General features: G+C 65.2%; 11 protein-coding genes. 3 read left to right on the forward strand and 8 right to left on the reverse strand.

Translation table 11 applies throughout. The annotated features are described in order from the left end of the window. Positions 1-69 precede the first annotated feature (69 nt). From CKW40_RS24050 to epmA, 3 genes are all read right to left on the reverse strand, one after another. The gene (locus tag CKW40_RS24050; RefSeq protein WP_095202348.1) at positions 70-879 is read right to left on the reverse strand and encodes a 3'(2'),5'-bisphosphate nucleotidase CysQ; all 810 of its coding nucleotides are present in this window, start codon (positions 877-879) and stop codon (positions 70-72) included. Next, on the reverse strand, positions 866-2,209 hold the full coding sequence (locus tag CKW40_RS24055) for a TldD/PmbA family protein (RefSeq protein WP_095202550.1): 1,344 nt from the start codon (positions 2,207-2,209) through the stop codon (positions 866-868). Before CKW40_RS24055 ends, CKW40_RS24050 begins: the two co-directional genes overlap by 14 nt. A gap of 154 nt (positions 2,210-2,363) precedes the next feature. Next, positions 2,364-3,410, reverse strand: coding sequence for an EF-P lysine aminoacylase EpmA (epmA, locus tag CKW40_RS24060; protein WP_095202349.1), 1,047 nt, complete (start codon positions 3,408-3,410; stop codon positions 2,364-2,366). A 114-nt stretch (positions 3,411-3,524) separates the two neighbouring features. Between epmA and efp the strand changes: the two genes are divergently transcribed. From efp to CKW40_RS24075, 3 genes are all read left to right on the forward strand, one after another. Continuing rightward, on the forward strand, positions 3,525-4,094 hold the full coding sequence (efp, locus tag CKW40_RS24065) for an elongation factor P (protein ID WP_095202350.1): 570 nt from the start codon (positions 3,525-3,527) through the stop codon (positions 4,092-4,094). A 166-nt stretch (positions 4,095-4,260) separates the two neighbouring features. Beyond that, the gene (locus CKW40_RS24070) at positions 4,261-5,202 is read left to right on the forward strand and encodes a class I SAM-dependent methyltransferase (RefSeq protein ID WP_143748367.1); all 942 of its coding nucleotides are present in this window, start codon (positions 4,261-4,263) and stop codon (positions 5,200-5,202) included. Positions 5,203-5,350: 148 nt separating this feature from the next. After that, entirely contained in the window at positions 5,351-5,893 is a 543-nt protein-coding gene (locus tag CKW40_RS24075) for a dihydrofolate reductase family protein (protein WP_095202352.1), read from the forward strand. 49 nt (positions 5,894-5,942) lie between these two features. Here CKW40_RS24075 and CKW40_RS24080 read toward each other — a convergent pair whose 3' ends face one another. The 5 genes from CKW40_RS24080 to CKW40_RS24100 form a co-directional block, all read right to left on the reverse strand. Beyond that, on the reverse strand, positions 5,943-6,812 hold the full coding sequence (locus CKW40_RS24080; RefSeq protein ID WP_095202353.1) for a patatin-like phospholipase family protein: 870 nt from the start codon (positions 6,810-6,812) through the stop codon (positions 5,943-5,945). Continuing rightward, on the reverse strand, positions 6,809-8,185 hold the full coding sequence (locus CKW40_RS24085) for a M16 family metallopeptidase (RefSeq protein WP_095202551.1): 1,377 nt from the start codon (positions 8,183-8,185) through the stop codon (positions 6,809-6,811). The genes CKW40_RS24080 and CKW40_RS24085 overlap by 4 nt, the downstream gene beginning before the upstream one ends. 2 nt (positions 8,186-8,187) lie before the next feature. Further along, positions 8,188-9,576 carry a M16 family metallopeptidase gene (locus tag CKW40_RS24090; protein ID WP_095202354.1) on the reverse strand — a complete coding sequence of 463 codons (1,389 nt, stop codon included), beginning with the start codon at positions 9,574-9,576 and terminating at the stop codon, positions 8,188-8,190. A gap of 212 nt (positions 9,577-9,788) precedes the next feature. Continuing rightward, entirely contained in the window at positions 9,789-10,343 is a 555-nt protein-coding gene (gene rsmD, locus CKW40_RS24095) for a 16S rRNA (guanine(966)-N(2))-methyltransferase RsmD (protein ID WP_095202355.1), read from the reverse strand. Further along, positions 10,340-12,487 carry a pseudouridine synthase gene (locus CKW40_RS24100; protein ID WP_095202356.1) on the reverse strand — a complete coding sequence of 716 codons (2,148 nt, stop codon included), beginning with the start codon at positions 12,485-12,487 and terminating at the stop codon, positions 10,340-10,342. The genes rsmD and CKW40_RS24100 overlap by 4 nt, the downstream gene beginning before the upstream one ends. Positions 12,488-12,500 lie beyond the last annotated feature (13 nt).

A 12,500-nucleotide genomic window follows, 5' to 3' on the forward strand; every position in this document is an offset into this window, starting at 1 on the left:
CTTCACATATTGTGAGTTTGTGACAGGTCTAGACCAAAGCCGCCGACTTTGGAACCTGCGAATGTGCTTTCACGCATCCAGCCCGGCAATGACATCGACGAGCACAGCCAGCAATTCACCGCTGCCGGCGGCGAGCGCGCCGTGGCGGGTGACTTCACCCGCGTAGAACGGCGCGCGGCCATGCGGGTCGAGCAACTGGCCGCCGGCCTCGCGCAGGATGAGATCGGCAGCGGCAATGTCCCAGTCATGGGCATTCGGCTTGACGAAGGTGGCGTCGAGCGTGCCGTTGGCGATCATCGCCAGGCGGTAGGCAAGCGAGGGGCTGTAGGGCGCCCGTGTCAGCCGCTTCTGCCAGCCGGCTGGCACAAGGTCGATCAACTGCTTCAACCCGGAAATCTCGGCCTTGTCGCCAAGCGTGCGCACCGCAATGCGCTTGCCGTTGCGGAAGGCGCCCTGGCCGGGCAGCGCCCAATAGATCTCGTCCATCGCCGGGCATTCGAGCACGCCGGCGAGCGTACGGCCCTGCTCGACAACGGCGACGCTGACGCACCAGGTTCGCTGTCCTTCGAGGAAGCCGCGCGTGCCGTCGATCGGATCGACCACGAAGGTTCGGCGCGCCGAAAGCCGCGCCGGGTCGTCGACCGTCTCTTCCGACAGCCAGCCATAGTCGGGCCGCGCCGCCACCAAGGTGCGGCGCAGATAGGCGTCTGCCGCATGGTCGGCTTCGCTGACCGGCGAGGTGCCGCCCTTCATCCAGACCTGCGGGCTGTTGCCGAAGTAGCGCATGGCGATCACACCCGCCTCGCGGGCCGCATCGCGCAACAGCGGCAGATCCCCGATAGCACCCGAGGAGGCAGCGGTCAGCTCATGCTCCGGCAAGGGTCATACCTTCGATCAGCAGAGTTGGCGCGGCCGTGCCGAAATTGCGGTCGAGGTCGTTGGCCGGCACCATGTTGAGGAACATCGTCTTCAGGTTCGACGCGATGGTGACTTCGGCGACCGGATAGGCCAGCTCGCCATTCTCGATCCAGAAACCGGAAGCGCCGCGGCTGTACTCGCCGGTGATCATGTCGACGCCCTGGCCGAACACTTCGGTGACATAGAAGCCGGTCTTGAGCGACTTGATCATATCCTCCGGCGAGCGTTCGCCGGGCTCGATGGCGAGATTGGTGGAGGACGGTGAAACCGAGGAGCCGCTGCGCGATCCGCGCCCGTTGGTGATCAATCCCAGCTCCCGCGCGGCCGAGGTCGACAGGAACCAGTGGTTGAGCACGCCCTTTTCGACCATGAGAAGTTTCTCACCCTCGACGCCTTCGCCGTCGAACGGGCGCGAGGCCTGGCCACGCGGCCTAAGCGGCTCGTCGGTGACCGTGATTGCGGACGCGGCCACCTGCTTGCCCATCATGTCGCGCAGGAACGAGGTCTTGCGCGCAACGGAGGCGCCATTGATGGCACCGGCAATATGGCCGGCGATGCCGCGCGCCACGCGCGGGTCGAAAACCACGTCGATCGGCCCGGTCGCCGCCTTGCGCGCGCCGAGGCGGCGCACGGCGCGTTCGCCGGCCTTGCGGCCGATATCATCAGGCGCATCGAGATCGGCGAAATGCTGGCGCGAGGAGAACTCATAGTCGCGCTCCATGCCGGTGCCCTCGCCGGCGATGACGCTGGCCGAACGCGAAAAACGCGAGCCGACATAGTGGCCAAGGAAACCGTGCGAGGTGGCCAGCACCATCCCGCCCAGCCCGGCACCGGCGCTGGCGCCAGCCGAATTGGTCACGCCCTTGACGGCAAGCCCTGCCGCTTCCGCAGCAAGGGCCGCTTCCTTCAACTGGTCGGCCGTCACTTCGGTGGCGTCGAAAAGGTCGAGATCGCGCGTTTGCTTGGCCAGCAGCGCCGGATCGGCCAGACCCTGATAGGGATCCTCAGGCGAGACTTTCGCCATGGCAACGGCGCGCTCGGCCAGTGCCGCCGGATCGGATGCAGCGGTGGCCGAGACACTTGCCACGCGCTGGCCGACGAAGACGCGCAACGAGACATCCTCGGCCTCAGACGATTCGGTGGCCTCGACCTTGCCGAGCCGCACCGACACGCCCGTCGAACGGCCGCGCACGGCCACCGCGTCGGCGGCATCGGCGCCTGCCTTTTTGGCGGCCTCGACCAGCGCCGCGACGCGGTCGATCAATTTTTTAGCGTCTGATGTGTCGGCCATGCCTGTGATCCTGCTCGTCGCGGCCAGCGTGCGGCCGCGCCCACCCATCTATTGTCCCGGTCCGGCTTGTGCAATGGCGAAGGCCGGAATCAGTAGCGTGATTGCCTGTGGCTCAAGACCGGCAAAAGAAGGGCAGCGCCTGCGTTTGGTGGTCTCAGGACGCCGCCACAGGCGTCCAGATCACGTCTTCTATTCTTTGCGCGCCGGTCGCCAGCATCACCAGCCTATCGAAGCCGAGCGCGATGCCGCTGGCCTGCGGCATGATGGCAAGGGCGGCGAGGAAATCCTCGTCCAGCGGGTAGCGCTCGCCATAGATGCGCTGTTTCTCGTCCATCTCCAGGATGAAGCGCCGGCGCTGCTCCTCGGCATCGGTCAGTTCGCCAAAGCCGTTGGCGAGCTCGACGCCGCAACAATAGAGCTCGAAACGCTCGGCGACGCGGGCATCCCCGGCACTCGGCCGGGCGAGCGCCGCCTCGGCGACCGGATATTCGCAAAGAATGGTCGCGCGGCCGATGCCCAGATTGGGTTCGATCTTTTCCACCATCACGCGGCTGAACAGGTCGGCCCAGCTGTCATCGGGCGCCGTGCGCAGGCCGGCGTGGGTCAAGGCGGCGTAAAGCGCATCCCGGTTGGTGCCGCCATCGGCGGCGACCGTGGCCAGGAGGTCGATGCCGGCATGACGGGTAAAGGCGTCCGCCACCGTCAGCCTCTCCGGTTCGGCGAGCGGATCGCAATCGCGGCCACGGAAGGAAAAGCGCTTGGCCCCTGCCCTTGTCGCGGCCAGCGCCAGCAGATCGGCGCAATCGCGCATCAGGCTCTCATAGGTCTCGCCCACCCGGTACCATTCGAGCATAGTGAATTCGGGATGGTGCAAGGGGCCGCGCTCGCGGTTGCGGTACACCGGACCCATACTGAAAATACGCTCTTCGCCGGCGGCGAGCAGCTTCTTGCAGGCGAATTCCGGCGAGGTGTGGAGATAAAGCGGCGCGCGCGCGCCATCCGGCCCGACCGCCTCCGTGGCGAAAGCCGCCAGATGCGCCTCATTGCCGGGCGAGACCTGCAGGGCCGCCGTTTCCACCTCGATGAAATCTCGGGTCGCGAACCAGTCACGCAGCGCGGCCGTCAAGCTGTTGCGCAGCATCAGGCGGGGGCGGCGATCGGCATGGACATGCGGCGTCCACCAGGGCGAAGCGGCGGTCATGGGCGGATTGAAGGCGTGCTGGCGCCCCTGGGGGGCTGGCGGTTCGCGCCAAGATGCGCTACCAGCGCCCCACAAGCCGGCAAACGCCCGTCAACTCTCGCAGGATAAAAAACCGTGGTGAAAGTCATCGCCAGTTCGCTCCGCAAAGGCAATGTCGTCGACAAGGACGGCAAGCTTTATGTGATCCTCTTTGCCGAAAACATCCACCCAGGCAAGGGCACGCCCGTGACGCAGCTCGACATGCGCCGCATCGGCGACGGGGTGAAGGTGTCGGAGCGCTACCGCACCACCGAGCAGGTGGAGCGCGCCTATGTCGAGGAGCGCGAGCACACTTTCCTCTACGCCGACGGCGAAGGCTATCACTTCATGAACCCGGAAACCTACGACCAGGTGGCGGTGACGGAAGCCGTGGTCGGTGACGCGGCCCCCTATCTGCAGGAAGGCATGCCGGTGCAGGTCTCGCAGTTCAACGGCATTGCGATCTCCCTGGTCCTGCCGCAGCGAGCCACCTTCGAAGTGGTCGAAACCGAGCCGACGACCAAGGGCCAGACGGCGTCGTCCTCCTACAAGCCCGCCGTGCTCTCCAACGGCGTGCGCACCGCCGTGCCGCCCCACATCGCGCCCGGCACCCGCGTGGTGGTGATGACGGCCGATGGGTCGTATGTGGAGCGGGCGAAGGACTGAGGGCGAGAGTTTCGAGGTGTCTGCGCCAGGTTCCCCGTTTGGGTGCCGCGCATGCAATGACCTTGCTTGGGGGGATCTGTGGAGAACCTGCTCACGCAGCCTTTCCCCTCCATTTCAAACCGAAATATGCTGATGCAGACATCAAGCCGAAGGGCGGTGCCACTGCATGCAGGACAAACTCCGCGCTGAAGTCCCACAGATGCTGACCGCTGACCAAGCGGTGGGCATGATCGGCACGCTCGACATCGCCGTTTTCCAGGTCCAAACGCAGAGCACGTTTAATGATCGCGCCAGTTTCCTGCGGGTTCAGACCCTCGCCCGATCGGCGCTCGGCCGCTACATCTACCTCGAGGTCGGTTCGCATATCGGCGGAAGCCTGTTCCCGCACCTGATTGATCCGGCCTGCCAGGGGGCGGTGTCAGTCGATCCACGGCCTGCGGCGCTACCCGACGAACGCGCCGAGTTTATGCGCTATCCCGAGAACTCAACGGCTCGCATGATCGCGGTGCTGTCGGAACGGCTTCCTCCTTCCGCAATGGCGAAACTGACCACGTTTGACAGTGACGTCTCCGCTGTGCCTCCCGGGGCGGTGGAGCCCAAAGCCACGCTTGCGTTCATTGACGGGGAGCACACGAACAGGGCCTGTTTTTCCGATTTTGCCGGCGTTTTGCAGCTTACAAAACCAGACTGCATCATCTCCTTCCACGACGCCAACCTGATCGCGGACGCGATCATCAATGCGGAGCGCTTTCTTGACCATCTCGGCGTCGCGCATGAGACGGTCTTCCTTCCGGACACCGTGGCCGTGATGGGCCTCGGCAGGCTCGCGTCCGCCGTCCGGGATGAACTCCAACCCCATGGATTGGACCGAGTGGCTTTTCTGGAGCGTTCGCAACGCGAGCTATGGTCGCACATAGCCAAGGTACATTCGCGCGAAATCCGTACCGAAGTGGAGCGCCTGCGCTCCGACAACGCCCGGCTGGCCGAGGAGATTGAGCGCACGCGAAAGGCAGGCCGCCTGGACGCCAGAATGTCCCGGATGGCCCGGCGCGCGTCCGCCCGCATCCGGAAGGTGGTTGACCGCATCAAACGCCGCTTCGCGCGATGAGCGACGCCGAGGGCGCCGAGCATCAGGTCGGCTGAGGTCGACGCTTGCCTCTGACATCGGCTAAAACAACGAAGCATGACGCTATTTTGCCAGGGCATGTAGCAATAGACCCATGCGGTTCGTCCTTTGAGCGCAAAAGGAGAACGCCATGAGAAAACTCATCGTCACCGAATTCATCAGCGTCGACGGCATTGCCGAGGTCGAGAAATTGCCTGGCGTGACCTGGAATGACGAGATGAACAGGTTCAAGGAGGATGAACTTGCCGACAGCGGCGCCATGCTTCTGGGGCGCAAGACCTATGAGATTTTTGCTGGCTCATGGCCCAAGGAAACTGGAGATTTTGCCGACCGATTCAACGCGCTGCCGAAATACGTCGCCTCGACAAGTTTACAGGCGCTCGACTGGAAACCGGCCGAGCTCCTTAGGGGTGCGATGCCAGAAGCAGTGAGGGCGCTGAAGCAAGGCAGCGGCGGCAACATCTATGTGCATGGCAGCCTCAGCGTCACACAGGAATTGCTACGCCATGGGCTGGTCGACCGCGTCAGGCTGCTCAGCTATCCCGGCGCCGTGGGCCAGGGCAAGCCGCTGTTTCCGCTGGGTGAACAGGTGCCGCTCGAACTGATTTCGGCCACGCCGTTCAGCAATGGCGTTGTTGCGCTGGAATATGCGCCGGTGGCGGCGAAATCGTAGGCATAGATGACAGCAGAACTCGACACAAGACGCTGCCGGTGACCAATGCTCAACCGGCCTTCTTCCCTCGCCTCCCCTTGACGGCAGCGCCATTCCGCGCCTCAACCACCCGCTCCACCTCGCGCTTCAGCTGATCCTTGATATCCGCCGTCTCGTTCATCAGGGCGTCGATCTTCAGGAAATCGAGCACGCGGTATTTTGACACTGCCGGGCGGACCAAAATGTCGGGGCGGCACTGTTTCAGCTTATTGGCGATGATCGACTGCATCATCAGCTGCGTGGCGCCGAACATAAGGTCGACGGAAGTGGGGTGCTTGCGGTCGGCTTCTTCGGGCGCGCCGACCACGTCGACGCCGATGATGATGTCGGCGTCGTTCTCGATCAGGTCGAAGGGCACGGGGTTGTAGATGCCGCCGTCGATCAGCAGCCTGCCGTCGCGCGTCACCGGGCGGAACACGGCGGGAATGGCGGCCGAGGCGGCCAGGGCGGAGTGCAGGTCGCCGTCGTCGAACACGGCGAGCTTGTGGCCGAAATAGTCGGTCGCCGTCACCTTCAGCGGGATTTTCAGCTCGGCGAAGGTTTCGGGAATTGCCTCGGGCAGAAACGCCTTGAGGATGCGCTCGACATTGAACTGGCTGACACGGATGCCGTTTTGCATGGCCTCGGCGATCGTGCCCGGCCTGGCGCGCCACATGCGGCTCGCCACTTCGGCGCGGCGGCCGAGGATCGAGCGGGCATAGTCGTGGATGTCCTTGCCGGTCATGCCCGCGGCCATGCCGGCGCCCATGATGGCGCCGATCGACGAGCCGGCTATCGCCACCGGCCGGATGCCGAGCTCGTCCAGCGCCTCGATGACATGGATATGCGCCAGCCCGCGCGCACCGCCGCCGCCGAAAGCTATGCCGAAGGTCGGGCTCATCCCTTGCCGGCCCCGGCCAGCGGCGGCCCGACCACCATGATGGTCGGCTCGGCGATCAGCAGCTTTTTCGCCACCGCCTTGACCTGGTCGAGCGTCACCGCGTTGATGTAGCCGGCGCGGCGCTGCATGTAGTCGATGCCGAGGTCGTCGAGCTGCAATTCGACCAGCGTCGCGGCGATGGAACTCGACGAGTCCAGATTGGCGATGGCATAGGCGCCGATCAGGTATTTCTTGGTTGCCGCGAGCTCCGCCTCGGTGGGGCCGTCCTCAGCCAGCTGCCTGGCGACATCGCGGACAATGCCGAGTGTCTCGGCCACACGGTCGGAACGCGTGCCGGTGGTGACGATCAGCGCGTCGGCATGGTCCTGGTTGACCAGCGAGGAGTTGACGCCATAGGCCAGCCCGCGCTTTTCGCGCACCTCCTGGTACAGGCGCGAGGTGAAGGTGCCGCCGCCGAGGATCTCGTTCATCAGCACGGCGGGGAAGAAATCCGCCGACTTGCGCTTAACCCCCGGCCAGGCGAGCTGCAGCGAGGTCTGCGGCAAATCGTAATTGACCTCGAGACGCTGCGCCAACTTCGGCTCGACATCGGCGACAGGGGTGAGCGCCTGGTCCTTCGGCAGGTCGCCGAACACCATGTCGAGCTTCTTCTTCAGGGTCTCGGCATCGATGGCGCCGACCACGGCGACATGCAGGCCGCCGCGCGCGAACACGGCCTTATGCAGGGCCTTCAGATCGTCCTGCGTGATGGCGGCGATGCTCTGCCTGGTGCCCTGGTCGGAGCGCGAATAGGGGTGGTCGCCATAGATGGCGCGGGCCCATTTGTGCTGCGCCACCGTGTCGGGGTCATTCTCGTTGGCGATGATGCCGGACAGGATCTGGGCGCGGATGCGGTCGATCGGCGCCTGGTCGAAGCGCGGCTCGTTGACCGCCAGCCGCAGCAGATCGAAGGCCTCGTCGCGCTGCTCGGCCAGCATGCGCATGGAGCCGTAGATGCCGTCACGGGTCTCCTCGAAACTCATCTCGGCGCCGGCATCGTCGAGCTTGATCTGGAAGGCTTCCGAATCGAGGGGCCCGGCGCCCTCATCGAACAGGCCGGTCATCAGATTGGCTAGCCCTTCCTTGCCCACCGGATCCTGCGTCGAGCCGCCACCGAAGGCGAAGCGGACGGCGACGATCGGGACCGAATAGTCCTCGACCAGCCAGGCGGTGATGCCTTTTGGCGATGTGACCTGCTGGATGTCCATGGCACGGGCGGCAAGTGCCGGCAGGACCAGGAAGAGGATGGAGAGGAAGAGGGTTGCGAGGGCGCGCAGGGACTTTCCTTCTCCCCTTGTGGGAGAAGGAAAAGAGACGCGGTGCTGGTTCGTCATCATCAATTCCCCGCCTGTTGCTGCGGCAAGAGATAGCCGGTGGTCGAGCGGGCGAGCACCAGATAGCGCGCGGCTACGGCCTTGACCTCGTCCGCCGTGACCTTGCGGATACGGTCCGGCCATTGCTGGACATCCTGCACATTGCCGCCGGTGGCCAGCGTCGAGCCATAGATTTCCGCCATGGAATCCTGCTTGTCGCGGGCAAAGACCATCGACCTGACATAGCGGTCCTTGGCTTTTTCTAGTTCATCCGCGGTGACGCCGCCGCTGGCGATGCGCGCCACCTCGGCATCGACCGCGGCCTCGACATCGGCCAGCTTGGCGTCGCCGCGCGGCGCGCCATAGACGGTGAAATTGGTGTCGTCGAGCATCGTGCCCTGGAAATACGCGCCGGCGCTGGAAGCGATGCCTTGCTGGACCACCAGCGCCTGGTAGAGCCGGCTGCGGTTGCCGCCACCGAGGATTTCGGCCAGCAGATCAAGCGCCTCGGCCTCGCCCGGCTTGCCGGTATGGTAGGACGGCACCACCCATTGCGTCGAGAAACTCGGCACGCTGACGCGGGCGTCGGTGAGCGTGACGGTGCGCTTGGTGTTCTGCTCCGGCTCGACCGGGCGGATGCGCGGCGGCAGGTCCGGCCCGCGCGCCACCTTGCCATAGGTTTTTTCGGCCAGCGCCTTGACCATGTCGGGTTCGACATCGCCGGCCACGATCAGCACGGCGTTGTTGGGGCGGTAGTATTTGTCATAGAAGGCGGTGGCATCGACGCGGTTCAACTGCTCCATCTCCTGCATCCAGCCGATGACCGGGATGCGATAGGGCTGGTTTTGCCAAAGCGTCGCATCGACCTCCTCGTCGAGCACCGCCTGCGGATTGTTGTCGATGCGCGAGCGGCGCTCTTCCAAGATGACATCGCGCTCGGTCTTGATCACGTCGTCGGTGAGGATGAGGTTGCGCATCCGGTCGGCTTCAAAACCCATCATCTGCTCGAGTGCCGACGGCGCCACCGTCTCGTGGAAAGCGGTGTAGTCGTAGGAGGTGAAGGCGTTGTTGGAGCCGCCAATGTCGGAGACGGCGCGATCGAACTCGCCGGCCGCGTGATGTGTCGTCGCCTTGAACATCAGATGCTCGAAGAAATGGGCGATGCCGGATTTGCCGGGCGGCTCATCGGCACTGCCGATCTTGTACCAGACCATATGGGTGACGATCGGCGCGCGATGGTCGGGGATGACGACCACCTCCATGCCGTTGTCGAGCAGGAAATCCGTCACCTTGAACTCGGCCGGCTTGGTGTTGGGCGGCACGGCGCTGTCGGCCAGCGCGGAGCCGTTGAGCGTGAAGGCCAGCGACGTTGCCAGCAGTGTTGCGCGCAGCCATTCAGCCTGAAATGTCATCAATGGCTCCGGTTCGTAGAGCAGTTCATCGTTTCACGGAAACGCTGAACTGCTCTATCTCTTGTTCTGACGCAATTCCGGACGGAAAACCGCATAGCACTTTTCCTGGAATTGCTTGGGTACGACGATAGGGCAAGGTGATGGCGACAAGCAAAGTGAATTGTTGTTGCCGGCAAAGGCGGCGGCAAAGAGGCCGCCGCAACGCAGGCGTATCAGGCAGCTTCGATGAAACGGATGATGGTCTCGCCATAGTTGCGCTCATCCAGCACGGCAAAGCCTGGGCCCGGCTCGAAGGGAACCGCCGCGGTCTCCTCGACCACGCAGAGCGCGCCGGGCCGCAGCCAGCCGCCGGCCTTCGCCGACTGCAAGGCGCGCTCGCCCAGGCCCTTGCCATAGGGCGGGTCGGCGAAGACGAGGCCGAACGGCGCCAGCGTGCCCGCCTCGCCAAGGCCGGTAGCGTCACGGCGAAAAATCTTGGTGCGGCCGGTCAGGCCGAAGGCCTCGACATTGTCGCGGATCAGGCCACGGCCTTCGGCCGATTCCTCGATGAAGACACCATAGGAGGCGCCGCGCGACAGCGCTTCCAGACCAAGCGCGCCGGTGCCGGCAAACAGATCCAGCACGCGCGCGCCGTCCAGTTGTTCGGCAAAGCGATGCGCCAGCACGTTGAAGACGGCCTCGCGGGTGCGGTCGGTCGTCGGACGGATGGCGCTGCTGCGGGGCGTCGCCAGCGGACGCCCGCGAAACTCACCGCCGACGATTCTCATCTTGTGCGGGGACCCTTGGGACCGCCGCGCGGCCGCTCACCGCCACCGGCGCCGCCGGAACGCTCGCCACGCGGCTTGCCGAACGGCTTTGCGCCGCCTGGTTTGCCAGCGGGCTTGCCATAAGATGGCTTGAACGAGGCCTTGCGCGCCTTGGCCTCCGCCGCCTTGGCGGCGTCGGCTTCCGCCCTGCCCTTGCCGATCGGCCTGGCCCCAGGCGCCATCCAGACATTGGCCTTGCGCTGGCCGGGCGGCTCGATCGGCCGCTCCTCGCGCTCGGATTTCTTGCCGCCGCCACGAGGCTTGTCGCCGAAGCTGCCGCGTGGCTTGTCGCCGAAACTGCCACGTGGCTTGTCGCCAAAGCCGCCGCGTTCGGGCCTCGGGCCGCGTTCGCCGAAGCTCTTTTCCGGCCGCTCGCCCCTGTCGGGACTGGTCGACAGTTTGCCGAGCGCTTCGTCGCGGCTGCCTTCGCGTCGCTTGCGGTTCTTGATCAGCCCGCCCTCGCCGATCGGCCGGCGTTCGCCGTCACGGACGAATTTCGGCCGCTCGGGCTCCGGCTCGCGAACTTCAGTGCGCCGCACCGGCTTGTTGGAAAACGGCTTTGTTATCTCGGCGTCGAAATTGGCGCCAGATTCCTCCACCAGGCGCTCGCCCAGCTGGTCGCGCAGCACGCGGCCCTTGATCTCCAGCACATGGCCTTCGGGAAGATCCTCGAGCTGGAACGGGCCGTAGGAGATGCGGATCAGCCGCGTCACGTCGAGGCCGAGCGCGCCGAGGATGTTCCTGACCTCACGGTTCTTGCCTTCGCGCAGACCGATCGTCAGCCAGGCATTGGAGCCCTGCTCACGGTCGAGGCTCGCTTCGATGGCGCCATAGAAGACGCCGTCGACGGCAATGCCTTCGCGCAGGCCGGCGAGCGCGCTTTCCTCGACCTTGCCGTGGACGCGCACGCGGTAGCGGCGCAGCCAGCCGGTGGCAGGCAGTTCGAGCACGCGCGACAGCCCACCATCATTGGTGAGCAGCAGCAGGCCTTCGGTGTTGATGTCGAGCCGGCCAATGGTCATCAGCCGCGGCAATTCGGCCGGCAGCACGTCGAAGACGGTCTTGCGGCCCTCGGGATCGCGGTTGGTGGTGACGACGCCGGCCGGCTTGTGGAACAGGAACAGGCGCGTGCGTTCGATCGGCGGGATTTCCATGCCGTCGAGATGGATGATGTCGCCAGGCATGACATTGAAAGCCGGCGAAGTCAGAGCGCGACCGTTGACCTTGACGCGGCCGGCGGCGATCAATTCCTCGGCGTCGCGGCGCGAGGCGAGCCCGGCGCGCGCCAGCCGCTTGGCGATGCGCTCGCCGGCCTCTTCCGTGGCCTCCGCGGGACGCGGGCGTGGCTTGAAGCTGCTGCCCGATGCCCCTTGCGGCCGATCACCAAAGTCACGCTTGGGACGATCGCTGAAGTCGCGCTTGGGACGATCAGAAAAGTCACGCGTCGGACGATCGCCGAAATCACGCTTGGGACGGTCGAAGCGTTTTTCGCCGCCCTCTGCCGAGGCGGCCGCCGGACGGTCGCCACGCGGTGCATAGGGTTTGCGCGGCCCTTCGCGCTTCTCGTAGGGCTTGCGTTCGCCTTCAGCCGCCATCGGACGGTCACCGCGTGGAGCGTAAGGCTTTCGCGGTCCTTCACGCTTTTCATAGGGCTTGCGTTCGCCTTCGGCCGCCATTGGACGGTCGCCGCGTGGGGCATAGGGCTTGCGCGGTCCTTCGCGCTTCTCATAGGGCTTACGCTCGCCTTCGGCCGCCATCGGACGGTCACCGCGTGGCGCGTAAGGCTTGCGCGGTCCTTCGCGCTTTTCATAGGGCTTGCGTTCGCCTTCGGCCGCCATCGGACGGTCGCCGCGTGGAGCATAGGGCTTGCGCGGTCCTTCGCGCTTCTCATAGGGCTTGCCCGCAGGGCGTGGGCCCTTGCTGAACGGTTTGTCGCCACCCTTGAAGTCGCGCTTCGGGCGCTCGCCCTCGGCGGCCATCGGCCGATCGCCGCGCGGCGCGTAAGGTTTCTTGGCGCCGAAGGATGGCTTGCCGCCGCCTCGCGGAGCCGCAGGTTTCTTGCCCGGGCCTTTTTGGCGCGGAGATTTCTTGTCGTTGTCGTCCATGTGGCCTTTGTCC

Origin of the sequence: Mesorhizobium carmichaelinearum (genome assembly GCF_900199455.1) — a bacterium.
Taxonomy (GTDB): domain Bacteria; phylum Pseudomonadota; class Alphaproteobacteria; order Rhizobiales; family Rhizobiaceae; genus Mesorhizobium; species Mesorhizobium carmichaelinearum.

Bases quoted from the DNA above. Each gene is read 5' to 3' on its own strand.
- CKW40_RS24080 (WP_095202353.1), bottom strand. From the start codon at position 6,812: ATGAGCCCGACCTTCGGCATAGCTTTCGGCGGCGGCGGTGCGCGCGGG.
- CKW40_RS24055 (WP_095202550.1), bottom strand. From the start codon at position 2,209: ATGGCCGACACATCAGACGCTAAAAAATTGATCGACCGCGTCGCGGCG.
- epmA (WP_095202349.1), bottom strand. From the start codon at position 3,410: ATGACCGCCGCTTCGCCCTGGTGGACGCCGCATGTCCATGCCGATCGC.
- CKW40_RS24075 (WP_095202352.1), top strand. From the start codon at position 5,351: ATGAGAAAACTCATCGTCACCGAATTCATCAGCGTCGACGGCATTGCC.
- CKW40_RS24100 (WP_095202356.1), bottom strand. From the start codon at position 12,487: ATGGACGACAACGACAAGAAATCTCCGCGCCAAAAAGGCCCGGGCAAG.
- CKW40_RS24085 (WP_095202551.1), bottom strand. From the start codon at position 8,185: ATGACGAACCAGCACCGCGTCTCTTTTCCTTCTCCCACAAGGGGAGAA.
- CKW40_RS24090 (WP_095202354.1), bottom strand. From the start codon at position 9,576: ATGACATTTCAGGCTGAATGGCTGCGCGCAACACTGCTGGCAACGTCG.
- rsmD (WP_095202355.1), bottom strand. From the start codon at position 10,343: ATGAGAATCGTCGGCGGTGAGTTTCGCGGGCGTCCGCTGGCGACGCCC.
- CKW40_RS24070 (WP_143748367.1), top strand. From the start codon at position 4,261: ATGCAGGACAAACTCCGCGCTGAAGTCCCACAGATGCTGACCGCTGAC.